A 19,202-nucleotide genomic window follows, 5' to 3' on the forward strand; every position below is an offset into this window, starting at 1 on the left:
GCCATGCCGTCCCCCACGCCCCGCACCCTCCTGACCGCCGTCGCCGCACTGGCCCTGCTCTGCGCGGGCCCCGCCTTCGCGGCCCCCGCCCCGCCGGCACCCGCCGCCGCGGCCGCCTGGGACACGGACCGCGCGGCCGCCGCCCACGCGGTGAACCCGGCCGCTGTCACGGCCTCCGGCAGCGAGAACCCCGACACCGCCCCGGGCCGCGCCTTCGACGGCAACGGCTCCACCCGCTGGTCCAGCGACTTCGCCGACAACGCCTGGATCCGCGTCGACCTGGGCTCGACGATCCGCGTCGACCGGGTCGTCCTCGACTGGGAGGCGGCCTACGGCAAGCGCTACGTCCTGGAGTCCTCCAGGAACGGCACCGACTGGACGCCCTTCTTCACCGAGACGGCCGGCACCGGCGGTTCGGTCACCGCCCACACCCACCCCCAGGAGGTCACCGCCCGCTACGTCCGCCTCCGCGGCGTCGAACGCGCCACCCCCTACGGCTACTCGCTGTGGTCGATGAAGATCTACGGCGGCGAACCCGCCCCCGCCTCCACGACCCGCACCAACCTCGCCCTCCACCACCCGGCCTACGCGAACTACCACCAGCACGCGGGCAACTCCCCGGCGTACGTCACGGACGGCGGCCGGCCCGCCGACCTGAAGGCCGACATCAGCCGCTGGTCCAGCGACTGGAACGCCAACCGCTGGGTCTCCGTCGACCTCGGCGCCACCTCCACGATCGACACGGTCGACCTCTACTGGGAGGCGGCCTACGCCGTCGACTACGAACTGCAGGTGTCCGACGACAACCGCACCTGGCGCACCGTGCACCGCCCCTCCGCCGCCGAGGTCGCCACGCGCCGCGCGAACGTGAAGACCCCGGCGGAGGCGGTCGGCCTGCACGACTCGATCCGGCTGCCGCAACCCGTCACGGGCCGCTACGTCCGCATGCTCGGCAAGGAACGCCGCTCCTTCTTCAACCCGGCGCCCGCCACGGCCCAGTTCGGCTATTCGCTGTACGAGTTCGAGGTCTGGGGCACCGGCGGCAGCGCGACAGCCGCGTACCCGCCGCTCCCCGCCGAGCGGCCGGGCACCTACCGCACCACGTTCTTCGACGACTTCACCACCTCCGGGCTCGACCGCTCCAAGTGGCGGGTGGTGCGCACCGGCACGGAGATGGGCTCGGTCAACGGAGAGTCGCAGGCGTACGTCGACTCGCCGGACACCATCCGCACCGAGAACGGCACGCTGGTGCTGTCGGCCAAGTACTGCAAGGGCTGCACCCGCGCGGGCGGCGCCACCTACGACTTCACTTCCGGCCGCGTCGACACCCACACCCGCTTCGACTTCACCTACGGCAAGGTCAGCGCCCGCATGAAGCTCCCCGTCGGCGACGGCTTCTGGCCGGCGTTCTGGCTGCTGGGCAGCGACGTCGACGACCCCTCGGTCGGCTGGCCGTCCTCCGGCGAGACCGACATCATGGAGAACGTCGGCTACGCGGACTGGACCAGCACCGCCCTGCACGGCCCCGGCTACTCGGCCGACGGCAACATCGGCGCCCGCCAGACGTATCCCGGGGGCGGCCGGGCGGACGAATGGCACACGTACGCGGTCGAATGGACCCCCACGACGATGCGCTTCCACGTCGACGACCGCCAGGTCCAGGAGACGACCCGCAACAAGCTGGAGTCCACCCGCGGCCAGTGGGTCTTCGACCACGACCAGTACGTCATCCTCAACCTGGCCCTGGGCGGCGCCTACCCGGCCGGCTGGAACAAGGTGACGTCCGCGTACTGGGGCCTCCCGCAGTCGAGCGTGGACCGGATCGCGGCCGGGGGAGTGCGGGCGGAGGTGGACTGGGTCCGGGTGGAGCAGAAGGGGTGATTCGTGGGGGCCAGGGGCGGACCGCTCGCCCGTGGCCCGGCTCGACCCCGGCGACCACTCGTACGGTGCGCCCCCCGGCAGGTAATCTCGACCCCATCGTCAATGCGGCCCGACGGGCTTCCGCTCCGCCTCGGCGGAGTCTCGAAGGACACGCCCCCATCCGCACGAGTCACTTCGTGCTGCCTGGGGGAAGTTCTTGCTGTTCCGCGCGTCCGCGAAAACGGTCGCCGTCATGGCGCTCGACCGCTCGCTGTTCCTGCACCTCAATGACCAGTTCGTCCACATGCACGGTTACCGGCCAGGCGCTTCCGAGGTGCGCTCCTGGGAGCGCAGCATCCCGGTGCTGGCCGCCGCGCTGAACGACGCGGGTCTGGGTGACGTGGAGGTCCTGCTGGAGTACGCCCTGCCCCTGAACAGCAAGCGCGCCGACGTGGTGCTCGCCGGGGTGCACCCCGTGACCGGGGAGCCCTCGTACGTCGTGGTCGAGTTGAAGCAGTGGAGCCAGGCACTGCCTCACGAGGACGATCCCACGTTGTGCCACGTCGACGCCTACGCGCACCCTGTCCTCAACCCGATCGAGCAGGTACGCCGCTACTGCGACTACCTGGTCAACTTCAACGGATCGGTGGCCGAACGAACGCACCGGGTCAACGGGGTCGCGTTCCTGCACAACGCCACCGAGTTCGGCGTCACGGGCCTGCGGACGATCGAGCGGGACGGCAAGGGACTGCTCTTCACCGGGGAACGCCGCGGCGCTCTCGTGGACCACCTCCGCTCGCTGCTGAGCGACAAGCACCGAGGGGCTCGAGCGGCGGACGAACTGCTCGCGGGCGCCACGGTGCCGTCGAAGCAACTGATGTCCGTGGCCGCGGCGGAGGTACGGGAGCGCCGACAGTTCGTCCTCCTCGACGAGCAGCAGGTCGCCTACCGCATGGTGCTCAACGCCGTGGACCAAGCGAAGCACGCCGACCGCAAGGAAGTGGTCATCGTCACCGGTGGCCCCGGCACCGGCAAGAGCGTCATCGCCCTGCAGTTGCTCGGTGAGCTGTACCGGCGCGGGGTCCCGGCGCTGCACGCCACCGGCTCGCAGTCGTTCACCAAGACGATGCGGAAGGTCGCCGGTGCCCGGAAGCGGGAGGTCCAGGACCTGTTCAAGTACTTCAACAGTTTCATGACCGCCGAGAAGAACAGCCTTGGCGCCCTGATCTGCGACGAAGCCCACCGCATCCGGGAGACGTCGGCCAACCGCTACACCCGTGCCGCACTGCGGACCGGCAGGGCCCAGATCGACGAACTCATCGATGTCGCCTACGTACCCGTCTTCTTCCTCGACGAGCACCAGGTCGTGCGCCCTGGCGAGATGGGCACCGTGGCCGACATCAAAGCGGCAGCGGCCGAGCGAGGTATCCCCTGCCATGTCGTCCCGCTGGACAGTCAGTTCCGCTGCGGCGGCAGTGACGCCTACCTGCGCTGGGTGGTCCGGCTCCTCGGGCTCGAGCCCGGCGGCCCGGTCGTCTGGGATCCTGACGACCGCATGCAGCTGCTGGTGGCCGACAGTCCGCAGGAGCTGGAGGCGATGCTCGAAGCCCGCCGTGCCCAGGGCTACGGTGCCCGCATGTCGGCCGGCTACTGCTGGCGCTGGTCGCCGGAGCCCAAGCCGGGAGAGCCGCTTCCGCCCGACGTGGTCATCGGCGACTGGGCGCGCCCCTGGAATCTGCGGGGCGACCGCTCCGTGTCCGGCGCGCCCCCGGCCGCCCTGTGGGCGACCGATCCGGCGGGCTTCGGTCAGGTCGGCTGCGTCTACACCGCCCAGGGCTTCGAGTACGACTGGTCCGGCGTCATCATCGGCCCCGATCTGCTCTGGCGCGGTGATCGCTGGATCACGGACCGCACCGCCTCGAAGGACCCGGTGTTCAAGAAGTCCACGACCGACACCGACGTGGACCGCCTGATCCGCAACACGTACAAGGTGCTGCTGACCAGGGGGATGGTCGGGACGATCGTGTACTCGACGGATCCGGAGACTCGGGAGAAGTTGAGGGAGCTGGCAGGCCACCGGCTGGAGCGGCAACCTTCCGTCGTTTGAGACCACGTACTTCGGTTGAGACCTGCTCGCCGTGACTGAACGACCGCTGGGTGACCAGTGAGCCCACCAGCGGACGGGGCATACGGGCAACTCGGCGACCCTGAGCGCCTGTTGCGTCATCTGAAGGGGGCGGTTGGACCTGCCGCACCGGACAGCCGTGGCACCGGCCTCCCAGCGGTCCGCCGCCGGTGCGGCCCGACCGACGGAGCGAGCGCTACCGCTCCACCTCCCCGAGCCGTCATGCCCGCCCTGCAGCGGCCGCGGACCTGTCCTCCGGGCGGAAGCCCGGCACGGGACCGGTGAGCGCAGGGTCGCCGAACTGCGCGCGCAGGGCCTCGAAAGCCGCCACCTTCTGCGCGCCGAAACGAGCCACGTGCAGGGCGTATTCATCGGGGGAGAGGTACACCGAAGGCCGGGACTTGGTGTGGAACTTGTCCGCGTACATCACCAGCCTCTCCTCCTCCGTCACCGCCAGGTAGTCGGCGGGCGGGAGGGGCAGCCTCTGGGCCACGATGTCCTGCCGCGTGAGTCCGACTCCGGTGTGGTGGGAGCAGAATCGGCGCAGCACCTCGGGCAAGCCCTCCGCTTCGAGGATCTCGTGGCCGAGCAGCCCGTGCCGGATGTAGTTCCGGTGGTCCAGCTGTCCCTGGTCGTCGTAGAGGCGGTAGACACCGATGTCGTGCAGGAGGCAGCCGGCACGGATCAGGTCGGCATCGAGGTGTGCGAGGTGGGGAGCGGACAGGAGCTGCTCCGCGATGCCCCACACGACCTCGCAGTGCGTGTGGACGAGTCCGAACGCTTCGGCGGTCGGCGCGTGCTTCTCGTGCAGTGCGCGAATCTCTGCGGGATCCGGAATCCTCATCGCGGGAGCGTAGCAACCGTTCACCCGGCTGAGCCCGGCAGTTCCCGGAGGGCGACAGTTCACACCATCGGATGGCCCTCCCGAAAGCGGGCACCCGCCCCCTCGGCCGACCGTTCGTGCTGGTGACGGGACTTGTCCTCCCGTCACCTACAAGGACGGGAGCACATCATGGGCCTGCATTTCCGACGCAACCCCGACGGCACCACGACCGGCCGCAACGAGGCGAACGGGTTCACCGTGACGCTCGCCGACGCCGAAGAGGTGAAGCGGCAGTTGTACGAGGACGCGGGGTGGGAGTACAGCCCGCCACCGCCACCGCTGCCGCCCGGCCGTCACCGGTTCACGCTGGTGCACGAGGAGTCCGGGGCCTGCGGGTTCGGGGACGAGCGGTACGCGGGGCTGCGGGCGCGTCCGCCCGAGGGGTGCGTGCCCGTGGATCGGGGATGGTTCGCCCTGGAGTGTGAGCGGCCGGGCAGAACGCTCGTGGACGCGGTCGCCGGCACCGTCGCGCAGGTCCGCCGCGAGCACGGGCTCGTGATGAACAGCCTGGGCGTCGAGAAGCCCCAGGAGTGGTTCGACTCGGGTCACAAGGACGGACATGCGGCCGAGATCGTCGCGCATCTGGTCCTGACGGCCGCCGACCGTGCCCGACTGCTCGGGTACCGGCGCAAGGACGTGGTCCGGCTACTCGATGCCACCGGGATCGAGTAGCCCGCCGAGCCGGCTGAGAGGGGGAGGAGGCGGCAGGCCCAGGGCCGGGCCGGGTCTCAGGCCGAGGCCGCCGGGCCCGGGACGTACTCCGGGTCCACCTGGGCCGTCAGGTTCCCGCCGGTGCGCGCGTCCGCCCACGCGCGGACGTTGCGCAGGTGGAACTCCACCGCGTGGCGGTGCAGCCGGTCCCAGTCGCGTACCTCGGCGTCGACCGTCTCGCGCAGGACGCGCAGGGCGTGGAGGTTGTGCGGTTCCAGGGAGGCGAGGGCGTCCGGGCCCGGCTCCGTGCGGCCTTGCTCCGCCGCGCGGACCCAGGGGGACTGCACCAGGTGGGTGAGGAGGTCGTCCCCGACCTGCTGCTTGAGGAAGAGCAGGTCGTCCTCGCAGGTCACCTTGTTGCCGACGACGGCGATCCGGATCCCGAACTGCTCCGCGTGCTCGCGGTACTGGCGGTAGACCGACACGCCCTTCCGGGTGGGCTCCGCCACCAGGAACGTGAGGTCGAAGCGCGTGAACAGGCCCGAGGCGAAGGCGTCGGTGCCGGCGGTCATGTCCACCACGACGTACTCGCCGGGGCCGTCCACCAGGTGGCTCAGGTACAGCTCCACCCCGCCGAGCTTGGAGTGGTAGCAGGCCACGCCCAGGTCGGACTCGTCGAACTCGCCCGTGGCCATGAGGGGGACGCCACCGGCCCGGCCGACGTGGCGGGCGTGCAGATCGTCGTCGCCGAGCGGGCGCAGGAGGCGGGAGCCGCGGCCGGGCGGCGTCGTCTTGATCATCGCCTCGGCGGAGGGAATGCGCGGGTTGGTGCCGCGCAGGTAGTCCTTGATCTCGGTCAGGTGTGCGCCGAGGGGAGGGGCCGGCACCTCCTCGCCGCCGAGCGCCTCGGCCAGGTGCTGGTTGATGTCGCCGTCGATGGCGAGGACCGGGGCGCCGGAGCGCGCCAGGTGGCGGGAGAAGAGCGCCGACAGGGTGGTCTTGCCGCTGCCGCCCTTGCCGACGAACGCGACCCTCACGACCGTTCCACCTTGTTGAAAATGGATGTCATGTCGTCAGGTTTAGGGAGTGGACCGTGTGCCTGTCAAATCGCTTGAGCCGTTCGGGAGCCGGGAGCTCACCGTCACCCCGCGACCAGCTCCGGGACCGGGCGGGCGGCCGGGGTCTGCTCCGTGCCCGCGGTCGCGGGGCGCCGGCTGCGGTACAGCCACAGCACGTCCCGGCCGAACGACCAGACCAGCAGGGTCAGGGCCAGCGCCGCCACCGCGAAGTCGGCCGCGTACGGCAGCAGTCCGGCGCCCGCCAGCAGCAGGAGGACGCCCTGCAGCGCGGCGACCGTCTTGCGGGCGGTGCTCGGCGGGAGCGCCGCCGTGAGCCAGGGCCAGACGCGGGCCGCGGCGACGAAGACGTACCGCATGCCGCCGATCAGGAGGACCCACGGGCCGAGCCGGGTCGACACGTACACGCTCAGTACGAGGATGAGGAACGCGTCGACCTCCATGTCGAAGCGCGCGCCCAGCGGGGTCGAGGTGCCGGTGCGGCGGGCCACCTTGCCGTCGACCCCGTCGAGGATCAGCGCCACCGCGGTCAGGCCGACGAACAGCGACACGGGCGGCGAGCTCTGGAAGGAGTCCGCCACGAGGGCGGTGACGCCGCCGACGAGGGTGGCCCGGCCGAGGGTGACCCGGTTCGCCGCGCCGAAGCTGCGCAGCCCCGACCGGTGCAGGGCCCGGGAGAGCACCGCCCAGGTGGCGACCGCGAACGCGAGACCGCTCAGCCAGCCCACCGGGCCCATCCCGATCGCCGTGCCGATCAGGGCCAGCAGCAGCACCTGCACACCCGCCCCCAGGGCGGTCTCCTGCTGGACGAGCCTCGCGTCGTACGTGTTGTTCAGGGCCACCGAACACCCTCCGGCCGTGTGACAGAGTCGATCAAGGCCGCTACCTTGTGCGCGGCCTGTGCACCCCTCGGTACGCAAGCAGCTTCCCGATCGTTCAGGAGGACTTCGATGAACCACACCGGACGCGCGTTCTGGGTCGACGCGCCTGGGCGAGGCGTGATCCGGGACGTCGAGGTGCCCGCGCCGGGAGCCGACGAGGTGCTGGTCCGCGCGCTGTACTCGGGAGTGAGCCGCGGTACCGAGACGCTCGTCTTCCGCGGCGGCGTGCCGGCCAGCCAGCACACGGCCATGCGGGCGCCGTTCCAGGAAGGCGACTTCCCGGGGCCGGTCAAGTACGGCTATCTCAGTGTCGGCGTGGTGGAGGAGGGGCCCGCCTCCCTGGCCGGCCGGACGGTGTTCTGCCTCTTCCCGCACCAGACGCGGTACGTCGTCCCGGCGAGCGCCGTGACGCCCGTGCCCGACGGGGTGCCCGCCGAACGGGCCGTGCTCGCCGGGACGGTGGAGACCGCGGTCAACGCGCTGTGGGACGCGGCGCCCCTGATCGGCGACCGGATCGCGGTGGTGGGCGGCGGCATGGTCGGCTGCTCGGTCGCGGCCCTGCTCGCCCGGTTCCCCGGCGTGCGCGTCCAGCTGGTTGACGCCGATCCGTCCCGCGCGGACATCGCCGGGAAGCTCGGCGTCGGCTTCGCGGCCCCGCAGGAGGCCCTCGGCGACTGCGACCTGGTGGTGCACGCCAGCGCGAGTGAGCAGGGCCTGGCGCGCTCACTGGAACTCCTCGCCGCCGAGGGCACCGTCATCGAGCTCAGCTGGTACGGCGACCGGGCGGTGAGCCTGCCGCTGGGCGAGGCGTTCCACTCGCGGCGCCTGACCGTCCGCTCCAGCCAGGTCGGCACCGTCTCCCCGGCCCGCCCCGGCCGCACCTACGCCGACCGGCTCGCCCTCGCCCTCGACCTGCTCGCCGACCCGGCCCTGGACGCCCTGGTCACCGGGGAGTCGGCGTTCGAGGACCTGCCGGACCTCCTGCCGAAGCTGGCCGCGGGCGAGATCCCGGCGCTGTGCCACCGCATCCGTTACGGCACGGGCGGCTGAAGTACGGCCGTAGGACGGGCAGGCCCGGCGTGCCCCGGGGCCGGCCGTTCGTCCCGCCGGGGCCGGCCTCGCGGCAGCACCGGCGCCTGACCTTGGAAGAAAGACGTAGCGCAGGCTGAACGGGGGAAGGGAAGGAGCCGTACTACACGGCATCCCCGGCAGCCATCAGCGGGGGAGCAGACGCGCCGCACCTGGAGGGTCGTCCGTTGTTCAGCATCACCGTCCGCGATCACATCATGATCGCCCACAGCTTCCGTGGCGAGGTCTTCGGACCGGCGCAGCGCCTGCACGGGGCCACGTTCCTCGTCGACGCCACGTTCCGGCGCGAACAGCTGGACGAGGACAACATCGTCGTCGACATCGGGCTCGCCACCCAGGAGCTGGGAGCGGTCGTCAGCGAGCTGAACTACCGCAACCTGGACAGCGAACCCGACTTCGCGGGGATCAACACCTCCACGGAGTTCCTCGCCAAGGTCATCGCCGACCGGCTCGCCGAGCGGATCCACAAGGGGGCCCTGGGCGAGGGCGCCAAGGGCATCGCCGGCCTCACGGTCACCCTGCACGAGTCGCACATCGCCTGGGCGAGTTACGAGCGTGCGCTGTGACCGACACGACCGTCGAACGGCCGGGGCAGAGCGGGCCGGCGCCCGCGCGGCTCAATTATGTTCCCGTGCAGCACGCCCCCCTGAAGAACGCCGAGATCATCCCCATGTCCCTGCGCACCGTGCACTTCGTGCTGCCGGGCGGCGTCGACGACCCCACGGCGCCGAGCGGCGGCAACGCCTACGACCGCCGCGTCTGCCTGGACCTGCCCGGTTTCGGCTGGCAGGTGACCAAGCACGCGGTCGCCGGCGACTGGCCCCGGCCCGCGGCCGCGGCCCGTACGGAACTGGCCCGCACGCTGGACGCCCTGCCCGACGGCGCCGTCGTCCTGCTCGACGGGCTCGTGGCCTGCGGCGTGCCGGAGATCGTCGTGCCGCAGACGCAGCGGCTGCGCATGGCCGTCCTCGTGCACCTGCCGCTCGGCGACGAGACCGGCCTCGACCCGGCCGTGGCCGCCGAACTCGACGCCCTGGAGCGGACCGTGCTGCGGGCGGTGCCCGCGGTGATCGCCACCAGCGACTGGGCCGTGCGCCGCTTGGTCGCCCACCACGGCCTGCCGCCGGAGCGTGTGCACGTCGCCGCCCCCGGTGCCGACATCGCGCCGCTCGCACCCGGCACCGACGGGGTCTCCCGGCTGCTGTGCGTGGCCGCCGTGACCCCGCGCAAGGGCCAGCACCGGCTGGTGGAGGCCCTGGCCGCGGTGGCCGACCTGCCGTGGAGCTGCGTGTGCGTCGGCGGGCTGAATCAGGACCCGGAGTACGTCGCGCACCTGCGGTCCCTGATCGCCCGCCACGGGCTCGAGGACCGGCTGGAGCTGGCCGGGCCGAAGACCGGCGCCGCGCTCGAGGCGAGCTACGCCACCGCCGACCTGATGGTCCTCACCTCCTACGCGGAGACGTACGGCATGGCCGTGACCGAGGCGCTGGCCCGGGGCATCCCCGTGCTGGCGACGGACGTGGGCGGCCTGCCGGAGGCCGTCGGCCGCGCCCCCGACGGCGGGGTGCCCGGCATCCTCGTGCCGCCGGAGAACCCGGCCGCGATCGCCGCCGAACTGCGCGGCTGGTTCGGCGAGGCGGACGTACGGCGTCGCCTCAAGGCCGCCGCCCGCGGCCGCCGCGCCGCCCTCGGCGGCTGGGCGACCACCGCACAGAGCCTGGCGGCGGTGCTGCGCCGGCTGCCGACCGACCCCCGGAGGGCCGCATGACGAACCCGGTGACGACCCAGCGGAGCGGGACCGGGCCGGCGCAGCCGGGACCCGGGAAGGCGGTCGCGACGAGGGACGGCGAGACTCCCGTCGGCGGAGCCGCTCCCGCGGGGGAGCGGCCCGGCGACGGCCCGCCCGCCGGCGCCCCGCAGGCGTCCCCCGGCGGGGTCATCCCCGGCGCCGGCCCCAGCGGGAAGCCGGGCTCGCGGCCCACGCTGAAGCTGCGGGAGGCCGACCCCGACGACCCGCCCCGCTACGCGCCCGAGTGGCTGCAGTTGCGCGAGCCGGCCGATGCCGCGGCGCGCGCGGAGGACCTGCTCGACCCGCTGCGGATCCGGCTCGCCGACCTGCCCGGCCGCCCCGGCGGGGTCGTCGTCCACGACCTCGGCTGCGGCACCGGCTCGATGGGCCGCTGGCTCGCGCCCCGCCTGGACGGCGCGCAGCACTGGATCCTGCACGACCGCGACCCCTACCTGCTGCACTTCGCCGCCGTCGCCTCCCCGCGCGCGGCCGCCGACGGCAGCCGGGTCTCGGTGGAGACGCGGCGCGGCGACGTCGCCCGCCTCACCGCGGACGCCCTGCAGGGCGCGTCCCTGGTCACCGCGTCCGCCCTGCTGGACGTGCTCACGCGCGAGGAGGTCGGGACGCTCGCGGCTGCGTGTGCCGGAGCGGGGTGCCCGGCCCTGCTCACCCTGTCCGTCGCCGGGCGCGTGGAGCTGACTCCGGCGCACCCGCTGGACGAGGCGATCACCCAGGCGTTCAACGACCACCAGCGCCGCGACGGACTGCTCGGCCCGGACGCCGTGACGGCGGCGGCCGAGGCGTTCTCCGAGCACGGCGCGACCGTACGGCTGCATCCGAGCCCCTGGCGGCTCGGGCCCGAGCAGGCCGCGCTGACCGAGCAGTGGCTGCGGGGCTGGGTGGGCGCCGCCGTCGAGGAACGGCCCGGGCTGAAGGCGGAGGCCGACGCGTACCTGGCCGACCGGCTGGAGGCGTGCGCCGCGGGCGAGTTGAGCGTCACCGTCCACCACACCGACCTCCTGGCCCTGTGCCCCCCGGTGGACGGAGCGTCATGACGGCACAGGCGACGGGAGCGCGCGTGGCCCCGCCGGGCGGGGCGGCGACGGTGGCCCGGTGCACGGCGACGGCGCCCCGCGACCGCCGGGCCCCCGGCGGCCCGGGGGCGGCCACCGATGCCGGTGCCCCGGTCGCTGCCGAGCCCGTGACCGCCGCCGGCCGCCGGCACGGCCTCGACCCCGAGGACCGGGCCGGCACGACTGCCGGTACCGCCACGGGCACCGCTGCCGATATCGCCAGGGGCACCGCCGCCGGTACCGCCACGGGCACCGTCGCCGCCACCGCCGCGGGCACCGCCGTTACCGGCACCCCCGAGGCCGGCCCCTGTTCCACCCCGGCCTCCCGCGCGCCCCGTTCGCCCCGCTCTCTGCGCGGCGGTCTCGCGCGGCTCGGCTCCGCCAGGGTCCGCGCGCACCTCGGGACCGCCGCCGGTGTCGTGATCCTCGGTGTGCTGTTCTGGCGTCTGGGCACCGGCGTCTTCGTGGACGGTCTGCGGCGGATCGACGGCGGGGCCGTCGCGCTGGCGCTCGGCATCGGGCTCGTCACCACCGTGTGCAGCGCCTGGCGGTGGATGGCCGTGGCCCGGGGCCTGCGGATCCGGCTGCCGTTCGGGGCGGCCGTCGCCGACTACTACCGGGCGCTGTTCCTGAACGCCGCCCTCCCCGGCGGCATCCTCGGCGACGTGCACCGGGCCGTGCGGCACGGGCAGAGCGAGGGGGACGTGCGGCGCGGTGTGAAGGCCGTCGTGCTGGAGCGGACCGCCGGGCAGCTGGCCCTGTTCGCCGTCGGGGCGGTGGTGCTGCTGACGATGCCGTCCCCGGTGCTGGCCGAGGCCCGGCACATCGCCCCGCTCGCGGGCCTGGCCGCCCTGGGGGCGCTCGCCGTCGTCCTGGCCCTGCGGATGAACCGCTCGGCGCCCTCGCGCCGGGCCGGACGGCTGCGGGCGACGCTCGCCGGGGCCCGGGACGGACTGCTGTCCCGGCGTATCGGCCCCGCGGTGGTTGTCTCCTCCGTGGTGGTCCTGGCAGGTTACGTCGCCATGTTCGTCCTCGCCGCCCGCGTCGCCGGGACCGCCGCCTCCGTGGCCGTCCTGCTGCCCCTCGCCGTCCTCGCCCTGCTGGCGATGGGCCTGCCGCTGAACGTGGGCGGCTGGGGGCCGCGCGAGGGCGTCACCGCCTGGGCGTTCGGCGCCGCCGGCCTCGGCGCCGGCCGGGGCCTGGCCGTCGCGGTGGTCTACGGGGTGCTGAGCCTCGTGGCGGCCCTGCCCGGCGCCGCCGTGCTCGTGGCCCGCTGGTACGCGGGAGTGCGCGCCGGGTCCCGGTCCGCCGAGACGGACCCGGTTCCCGGTCGCGCACCGGCGGCCGGCTACGCGTCGGAGGTCATCATCGAGAAATACGTCCCGAAGGATTCCGCCAGGCTCGCCAGGAGTTCCTTCCCCTTTTCCGCCGAACCCAGTGAAGGACGCCCGATGACACCGGAATCGGTATAGCCGGACATGCCGAGGGTGAGCAGATGACGACGGTCGTCAGCGACGAAATCGGAAGTCTCGTATCCGGGTCGGAGCATTTCGGGATGAGCGTGCAGCAGCACGGACGTCTCGATTTCCCCCGCGTGCATGTCGGTCAGCAGCGAGGTGACCACACCCGCCCGCTGCCGCGCCGCCTCCCAGTCCTCCGCCGCCGGGAACAGCGCCATCCGCTCCCCGCGGGCCGAGGCCTCCTGGACGACGTTGCCCAGCACGTAGTTGCCGCCGTGCCCGTTGACCACCACCAGGGCGTCGACTCCGGAGCGGCGCAGCGAGTCCGCGATGTCCCGCACCACCGCGTGGAGGGTCACCGCGGAGATGCTCACCGTCCCCGGCCAGGCAGCGTGCTCGTGCGAGCACGAGATCGTCACCGGAGGAAGGAGGTGCACCGGGTACGCGCCGGCTATCTCCCGCGCGACGGCACAGGCGACGAGTGTGTCGGTCGCCAGCGGGAGGTACGGACCGTGCTGCTCGAAGCTCCCCACGGGAAGCACCGCGACCTGCCGTGAGACACCGGCCCCCCGCATCCGTACGTCCTCCGAGGTGTCCGCCGGCACCAGATCACTCATCACGACACGGCCTTTCGTCTCTGCTTAGGAACTCGAGAATCATGACAGAAAAAATTGGCGTACTCGGCAAGAAGTCCCCGCAGCGGACCGGCGTGGAACGCGTCGTGAATGCCCCCCTGCCCACCGTCTACGGGAAATTCCAGGCCGTCGGCTATCTGGACCACGACCGCGGGGACGAACAGGTGGCCCTCGTCCACGGCGAGATAGGCGCGGACGGCGTTCTGGTCCGCCTGCATTCGGAATGCCTGACCGGTGACGCGTTCGGCTCGCAGCACTGCGAGTGCGGTGACCAGCTGGACGCCGCCCTGCGCGCGGTCGCCGCCGAGGGCGCCGGTGTCGTGGTCTACCTCCGGGGGCACGAGGGCCGCGGCATCGGCCTGCTCGCCAAGCTCCGCGCCATGGCCCTGCAGGCGGAGGGCCTGGACACGGTCGAGGCCAACCTCGCCCTCGGCCTGCCGGTCGACGCCCGTGACTACGGGGTGGCCGCCCGCATCCTGGAGGACCTGGGCGTGCGCTCCGTACGGCTGATGTCCAACAACCCCCGCAAGCGCGAGGCGCTGGTCGACCACGGCATCGCGGTCGCCGAGCAGGTGCCCCTGCTGATCCCGCCGTGCGAGAGCAACATCACCTATCTGCGCACCAAGCGGGAGCGGCTGGACCACCACCTGCCCCACCTGGACGCCGTGGTCAGCTCCTCCTGACCGCCCGGACGGGCGGGGCCCGGCACCCCGGCGCGACCCGGTTCCGATCCGTACGCGACCGGCCCCCCGGCCGCGTACGCTTCGTGGACGTCCGCCCCTTGAGCGCCGGCCCCGCCGCGGCCGGCACCTCACGTCCGGAGGCCCACCCGGTATGACCGAGCTCCACCTGTGGCTGCGCCACGAGGCCCGCACGACCGAGCGACGCACACCGATCGTTCCCGACGACGCCCGGCGGCTCGTCGGGAACGGAGTGGAACTGACCGTCGAGGAGTCCCCGCAGCGCGTCTTCCCGACCGGCGCGTACGAGGCGGCCGGCTGCCGGGTGGCGCCCGCGGGCTCCTGGGTGTCGGCGCCGCCGGACGCCGTCGTGCTCGGCCTGAAGGAACTGCCCGACGAACCGCCCGAGCTGACCCACCGGCACATCTTCTTCGGGCACGCCTACAAGGGCCAGCCCGGAGCGGCCGCACTGCTGCGCCGCTTCACCGCCGGGGGCGGGGCGCTGTACGACCTGGAGTACCTGGTGGACGACACCGGGCGGCGCCTGGCGGCCTTCGGTTTCTGGGCCGGGTACCTGGGGGCCGCCCTGGCCGTGCTCCAGCACCGTGGGCGGCTGCGGGCGCCGCTGACGCCGACGACCAAGGAGGAGCTCGACGGCGTCCTCGAACCCGCTCCGGGCGACGAGGAGTTCACCGGTCTGGTCGTCGGCGCCCTGGGCCGCAGCGGCCGTGGCGCCCGCGCGGCCTTCGCGGCGGCCGGCACCGACCCCACCTGCTGGGACCTCGCCGAGACCCGCGACCTGGACCGCCCGGCCCTGCTGCGGCACGACGTGATGGTGAACTGCGTGCTCGCCACCAGCCCCGTTCCGCCCTTCGTCCGCCAGCAGGACCTCGACGACCCCGGCCGGCGCCTGCGCACCCTGTGCGACGTCACCTGCGACGTCGGCTCACCGCTCAACGTTCTGCCGGTCTACGACGAGACCACCGACTGGGACGCGCCCGCACGCCGGCTGCGTGACGCCCCGCCGCTCGACCTCATTGCGATCGACAACCTGCCCTCCCTGCTGCCGCTGGAGTCCAGCACCGACTTCTCCGCGGCTCTCCTGCCCCACCTGCTCGACTTCGGCGTCTCCGGGCCCTGGGGACACTGCCTGGACCGCTTCCGCCGGGCCGTGGACGCACACGGAGTCGACCGGGGAGTGTGACAAGAGCCCGCCGGGCGTGTGAGGGGCCGGCAGCGCACGCAGGCCCGTGCCGCGGAGACCCTCCGCCGCCCGGGTCTCTCCGCGTCAGTCCGGCAGGGCCGCGTGCACGAGCGTCCTGAGGTCCTTGAAGACCGTGTGCGACGTCCTGGGCCGCACCTGCGACATGAACTGCACCGTCAGGTCACGGCCCGGGTCCACCCAGAAGGTCGTCGTCGCCACGCCGCTCCAGCCGTAGGCGCCGAGCCCGGAGGGCACCTGGGTGCGGGAGGGGTCGATCACCACGGAGCAGTTGAAGCCGAAGCCCATGCCGTCGTTGCCCGGTTCGTCATGGGCGGGGCGGCTGCCGAAGGCGCGCAGATCGGCGCCGCCGGGCAGGTGATTGCGGGTCATCAGGTCCACCGTCCCCGGCGCCAGCAGGCGCACCCCGTCCACCTCACCCCTGCGGCGCAGCAGTTCCATGAAGCGGTGGTAGTCGTGGGCCGTGCACACCATGCCGCCGCTGCCCGACAGGAACCGGGGCCGGCCGTGCAGCGGCAGCCCGGGGGCCGGTGCGATGCCGCCGCCCTCCTTCTCGCCGTACATCTCGGCCAGCCGGGGCGCCTGCTCGTCCGTGACGTGGAAACCCGCGTCGGTCATGCCGAGGGGGCCGAAGATCCGCTCGGCGAAGAACACGTCGAGCGGCTGCCCGGACACCACCTCGACGACCCGCCCCAGGACGTTGCTGGCCACGGAGTAGTTCCACTGGGTGCCGGGCTCGAACTGCAGGGGCAGGCTCGCGTACACCTCGACGGTCTCGGCCAGGTCGGCGCCCGGCGGCACCGACGACTCCAGGCCGGCCGCGCGGTACAGGGCGTCGACGGGGTGGGTGTGGTAGAAGCCGAAGGTCAGGCCCGCGGTGTGGGTCAGCAGGTGCCGGACGCGGATCGGGCCGTCGGCCGGGCGGGTCGTCACGTCCGGCCCGGAGCCGCCGACGTGGACCCGGGGGTTCGCGAAGGCCGGCAGGTGGGCGGCGACCGGGTCGTCCAGCGAGAGGCGGCCCTCCTCCACGAGCAGCAGCACGGCGACCGCGGTGACGGGCTTGGTCATCGAGTAGACGCGCCACAGCGTGTCCGGCTCGACGGGGAGCCCGGCGGCGATGTCGCGCAGACCATGGGTGGTGAGGTGGGCGACGCGTCCGCCGCGGGCGACGGAGACCAGGAAGCCCGGCAGGCGTCCTTCGTCCACGAAGCGGGCGAGGTGCGCGTCCAGCCGGTCCAGCGCCTGCGGATCCAGTCCCGCCTCGTCCGGCTCCACCTCTTGCCGCAGCTGTGCCATCGCTCTTCCTCCGTCGCCTTCGTCGAGGTGAGAACCGGCATACCCCGCCCTGGACGCCTCCCCTCCATCCTGGCTCCGTAACCCGCGATCACTTGATAGGCAAGTCGGCACTTGCCTATCGTGGGAGTCATGGCGGAGGATGTCTTCAAGGCACTGGCCGACCCCACCCGTCGGCGGATAGTGGACGAACTGGTGGAACGAGACGGGCAGAGCCTGTTCGAGATCTGCACGCGGCTGGTGACCAAGCACGGTCTGACCCTGTCCCGCCAGGCGGTGAGCCAGCACCTGGCCGTGCTGGAGTCGGCGGGTCTCGTCGTCACGCGGCGCGAAGGCCGCTACAAGTTCCACGACCTCGACACCACGCCCCTCGAGCGGATCGTGACGCGATGGCTCACGCCCGAGAAACCGGAGCACCCCTCATGAGGATCCACATCACCAGCGTCTTCGTCGACGACCAGGACAAGGCCCTGCGCTTCTACACGGACGTCCTGGGCTTCGTGAAGAAGCACGACGTGCCCGTGGGCGCGGACCGCTGGATCACGGTCGTCTCCCCGGAGGCACCCGACGGCACGGAACTGCTGCTGGAGCCCTCCGGGCACCCCGCGGTCCAGCCGTACAAGACGGCGCTGGTCGAGGACGGCATCCCGGCCGCGTCCTTCGCGGTCGACGACGTCCGGGCGGAGTTCGAGCGACTGCGCGCGCTCGGGGTGCGCTTCACCCAGGAGCCGCTGGAGATGGGCCCGATCACCAGCGCCGTACTGGACGACACCTGCGGCAACCTCATCCAGATCGTGCACACCAAGGGATAGGCCGCGGGAGAGCGGGCGGATTCACCTCTCGTGGGACGGCCCTCGCCGGAGGCGCTGGACGCGCCTCCGGCGAGCAGGTGTCACGCCCGGGTGTTCCACTCCGCCACCACCGGACGGCCGTGTTCGGTGGACAGCCGGCACACGGTGCCCGTCTCCAGCCGGAACAGCCGGCCCTCCGCCGGGGACAGGCCCAGCCTGCGCGCGGTCAGCACGCGCAGGAGGTGGCCGTGCGCCACCAGCAGCACATCGCCGCCCGGCAGCGCGTCCGTCACCCGGGACAGCACCCGGTCGGCGCGGACGCCGACCTGCTGGGGGGACTCGCCCGGCTCGCCGTCGGGCCCGGTCGGGCTGCCGTCCGTCCACAGGTCCCAGCCGGGGCGGGTGCGGTGGATGTCCTCGGTGGTGATGCCCTCGTAGGCGCCGTAGTACCACTCGTGCAGGTCGGCGTCCCGCTCCGCCCCGGCCACCCCCGCCAGCTCGGCCGTGCGTACGGCACGGCCGAGAGGGCTGGTGAGGACCAGGGCGAAGGAGCGGTCCGCCAGGAGGGGCGCCAGCGACTCCGCCTGCTTCTCCCCGCGGGGGGTGAGGGGCAGGTCGGTGAAGCTGGTGTGCTGCCCGCTCCGGCTCCACTCCGTCTCGCCGTGGCGGACCAGCAGCAGATCGCCCATGCCTACGCCTTCTTCGCCGACTCGACGGCGTGGCCGCCGAACTGGTTGCGCAGCGCCGCGATCATCTTCATCTGCGGCGAGTCGTCCTGCCGCGAGGCGAACCGGGAGAACAGCGAGGCCGTGATGGCGGGCAGCGGCACGGAGTTGTCGATCGCCGCCTCCACGGTCCAGCGGCCCTCGCCGGAGTCCTGGGCGTAGCCGCGCAGGTTCTCCAGGTGCTCGTCCTCGTCGAGCGCGTTGACCGCGAGGTCCAGCAGCCAGGAGCGGATGACGGTGCCCTCCTGCCAGGACCGGAACACCTCGCGGACGTTGTCCACCGAGTCCACGGCCTCCAGCAGCTCCCAGCCCTCGGCGTAGGCCTGCATCATGGCGTACTCGATGCCGTTGTGGACCATCTTGGCGAAGTGCCCGGCGCCGACCCGGCCGGCGTGGACGTAGCCGTAGGGGCCCTCCGGCTTGAGCGCCTCGAAGATCGGCAGCAGCCGGTCGACGGTCTCCTTCTCGCCGCCCACCATCAGCGCGTAGCCGTTCTTCAGGCCCCACACGCCGCCCGAGACACCCGCGTCGACGAAGCCGATGCCGCGCTTGCTCAGCTCCTCGGCGTGCTTCTCGTCGTCCGTCCAGCGGGAGTTGCCGCCGTCGACCACGGTGTCGTACGGCTTGAGCAGGCCGGCCAGCTGGTCGATGACGTGCTGGGTGGCGCCGCCGGCCGGGACCATGACCCAGACGGTCCGGGGCGCCTCCAGCGCGTTGACCAGGTCGGCCAGGCTGGCGACGTCGGACTTCTCGGGGTCGGTGTCGTAGCCGACGACCGTGTGGCCGGCGTTGCGCAGGCGCTCGCGCATGTTGCCGCCCATCTTGCCGAGACCCACAAGACCGATCTGCATGTCAGCTCACTTCCCGAAGAGTGCGGTAGGCGGCCACCAGTGCGGCCGTGGAGGGGTCGAGACCGGGGACGTCCGCGCCCTGGGTCAGGGCGGGCTCGATGCGCTTGGCGAGGACCTT

At 72.8% G+C, this 19,202-nt stretch carries 18 protein-coding genes and 1 pseudogene; 12 read left to right on the plus strand and 7 right to left on the minus strand.

The window, feature by feature from the left end; genetic code table 11:
* The first annotated feature begins 3 nt into the window (after nucleotides 1-3).
* Both ACFYWG_RS24185 and ACFYWG_RS24190 read left to right on the plus strand, forming a co-directional pair.
* A complete protein-coding gene (locus ACFYWG_RS24185) occupies nucleotides 4-1,881 on the plus strand; it encodes a discoidin domain-containing protein (protein WP_389203484.1) in 1,878 nt (625 codons plus the stop codon).
* Between the two features lie 196 nt (nucleotides 1,882-2,077).
* The gene (locus tag ACFYWG_RS24190) at nucleotides 2,078-3,967 is read left to right on the plus strand and encodes a DNA/RNA helicase domain-containing protein (RefSeq protein WP_389203486.1); all 1,890 of its coding nucleotides are present in this window, start codon (nucleotides 2,078-2,080) and stop codon (nucleotides 3,965-3,967) included.
* 238 nt (nucleotides 3,968-4,205) lie between these two features.
* On the opposite strand, the gene ACFYWG_RS24195 is transcribed toward ACFYWG_RS24190, so the two are convergent.
* Complete coding sequence (locus ACFYWG_RS24195) at nucleotides 4,206-4,829, minus strand: HD domain-containing protein (RefSeq protein WP_389203488.1); 624 nt, start codon at nucleotides 4,827-4,829, stop codon at nucleotides 4,206-4,208.
* 168 nt (nucleotides 4,830-4,997) lie between these two features.
* Here ACFYWG_RS24195 and ACFYWG_RS24200 point away from each other — a divergent pair, with 168 nt between their 5' ends.
* Nucleotides 4,998-5,540: a hypothetical protein gene (locus ACFYWG_RS24200; protein ID WP_389203490.1), complete on the plus strand. Its 543-nt coding sequence runs from the start codon at nucleotides 4,998-5,000 to the stop codon at nucleotides 5,538-5,540.
* Nucleotides 5,541-5,596: 56 nt separating this feature from the next.
* Here ACFYWG_RS24200 and ACFYWG_RS24205 read toward each other — a convergent pair whose 3' ends face one another.
* On the minus strand, nucleotides 5,597-6,556 hold the full coding sequence (locus ACFYWG_RS24205; protein ID WP_389203492.1) for an ATP-binding protein: 960 nt from the start codon (nucleotides 6,554-6,556) through the stop codon (nucleotides 5,597-5,599).
* Nucleotides 6,557-6,660: 104 nt separating this feature from the next.
* Complete coding sequence (locus ACFYWG_RS24210; RefSeq protein WP_383510323.1) at nucleotides 6,661-7,437, minus strand: CDP-alcohol phosphatidyltransferase family protein; 777 nt, start codon at nucleotides 7,435-7,437, stop codon at nucleotides 6,661-6,663.
* A gap of 108 nt (nucleotides 7,438-7,545) precedes the next feature.
* On the opposite strand from ACFYWG_RS24210, the gene ACFYWG_RS24215 reads away from it, so the two are divergent.
* The 5 genes and pseudogenes from ACFYWG_RS24215 to ACFYWG_RS24235 all read left to right on the plus strand — a co-directional run.
* On the plus strand, nucleotides 7,546-8,526 hold the full coding sequence (locus ACFYWG_RS24215) for a zinc-binding alcohol dehydrogenase (RefSeq protein ID WP_389203495.1): 981 nt from the start codon (nucleotides 7,546-7,548) through the stop codon (nucleotides 8,524-8,526).
* 206 nt (nucleotides 8,527-8,732) lie between these two features.
* Nucleotides 8,733-9,131, plus strand: a complete 399-nt coding sequence (locus ACFYWG_RS24220; RefSeq protein WP_383510329.1) for a 6-pyruvoyl tetrahydropterin synthase family protein — start codon at nucleotides 8,733-8,735, stop codon at nucleotides 9,129-9,131.
* Nucleotides 9,128-10,333 (plus strand): glycosyltransferase family 4 protein, encoded by a 1,206-nt coding sequence (locus ACFYWG_RS24225; protein ID WP_385415400.1) that lies wholly within the window; start codon nucleotides 9,128-9,130, stop codon nucleotides 10,331-10,333. The genes ACFYWG_RS24220 and ACFYWG_RS24225 overlap by 4 nt, the downstream gene beginning before the upstream one ends.
* A complete protein-coding gene (locus ACFYWG_RS24230) occupies nucleotides 10,330-11,409 on the plus strand; it encodes an SAM-dependent methyltransferase (protein ID WP_389203497.1) in 1,080 nt (359 codons plus the stop codon). Before ACFYWG_RS24225 ends, ACFYWG_RS24230 begins: the two co-directional genes overlap by 4 nt.
* Nucleotides 11,406-12,620 (plus strand): annotated as a pseudogene (locus tag ACFYWG_RS24235) (lysylphosphatidylglycerol synthase transmembrane domain-containing protein); the annotation flags it as partial. The gene ACFYWG_RS24230 and the pseudogene ACFYWG_RS24235, both read left to right, overlap by 4 nt.
* Nucleotides 12,621-12,775: 155 nt before the next feature.
* On the opposite strand, the gene ACFYWG_RS24240 reads toward ACFYWG_RS24235, so the two are convergent.
* A complete protein-coding gene (locus tag ACFYWG_RS24240) occupies nucleotides 12,776-13,504 on the minus strand; it encodes a creatininase family protein (RefSeq protein ID WP_376324283.1) in 729 nt (242 codons plus the stop codon).
* 41 nt (nucleotides 13,505-13,545) lie between these two features.
* Between ACFYWG_RS24240 and ribA the strand changes: the two genes are divergently transcribed.
* Nucleotides 13,546-14,205 carry a GTP cyclohydrolase II gene (gene ribA / locus ACFYWG_RS24245; RefSeq protein WP_376324285.1) on the plus strand — a complete coding sequence of 220 codons (660 nt, stop codon included), beginning with the start codon at nucleotides 13,546-13,548 and terminating at the stop codon, nucleotides 14,203-14,205.
* A 151-nt stretch (nucleotides 14,206-14,356) separates the two neighbouring features.
* Nucleotides 14,357-15,406 (plus strand): saccharopine dehydrogenase, encoded by a 1,050-nt coding sequence (locus tag ACFYWG_RS24250; RefSeq protein WP_389203500.1) that lies wholly within the window; start codon nucleotides 14,357-14,359, stop codon nucleotides 15,404-15,406.
* A gap of 84 nt (nucleotides 15,407-15,490) precedes the next feature.
* Here the strand turns inward: ACFYWG_RS24250 and ACFYWG_RS24255 are convergent, their stop codons facing one another.
* Nucleotides 15,491-16,720, minus strand: a complete 1,230-nt coding sequence (locus ACFYWG_RS24255; protein WP_389203502.1) for a serine hydrolase domain-containing protein — start codon at nucleotides 16,718-16,720, stop codon at nucleotides 15,491-15,493.
* 129 nt (nucleotides 16,721-16,849) lie between these two features.
* Between ACFYWG_RS24255 and ACFYWG_RS24260 the strand changes: the two genes are divergently transcribed.
* Complete coding sequence (locus ACFYWG_RS24260) at nucleotides 16,850-17,143, plus strand: ArsR/SmtB family transcription factor (RefSeq protein ID WP_376324293.1); 294 nt, start codon at nucleotides 16,850-16,852, stop codon at nucleotides 17,141-17,143.
* Nucleotides 17,140-17,529 (plus strand): VOC family protein, encoded by a 390-nt coding sequence (locus tag ACFYWG_RS24265; protein WP_383511391.1) that lies wholly within the window; start codon nucleotides 17,140-17,142, stop codon nucleotides 17,527-17,529. Before ACFYWG_RS24260 ends, ACFYWG_RS24265 begins: the two co-directional genes overlap by 4 nt.
* A gap of 80 nt (nucleotides 17,530-17,609) precedes the next feature.
* Here the strand turns inward: ACFYWG_RS24265 and ACFYWG_RS24270 are convergent, their stop codons facing one another.
* Together ACFYWG_RS24270 and gnd are read right to left on the minus strand one after the other, a co-directional pair.
* Complete coding sequence (locus ACFYWG_RS24270) at nucleotides 17,610-18,197, minus strand: histidine phosphatase family protein (RefSeq protein ID WP_389203505.1); 588 nt, start codon at nucleotides 18,195-18,197, stop codon at nucleotides 17,610-17,612.
* Between the two features lie 2 nt (nucleotides 18,198-18,199).
* A complete protein-coding gene (gnd, locus tag ACFYWG_RS24275; protein WP_376324302.1) occupies nucleotides 18,200-19,084 on the minus strand; it encodes a phosphogluconate dehydrogenase (NAD(+)-dependent, decarboxylating) in 885 nt (294 codons plus the stop codon).
* Nucleotides 19,085-19,202: the final 118 nt, after the last annotated feature.

This window comes from Streptomyces sp. NPDC003456, assembly GCF_042878735.1.
Classification (GTDB): Bacteria; Actinomycetota; Actinomycetes; order Streptomycetales; family Streptomycetaceae; genus Streptomyces.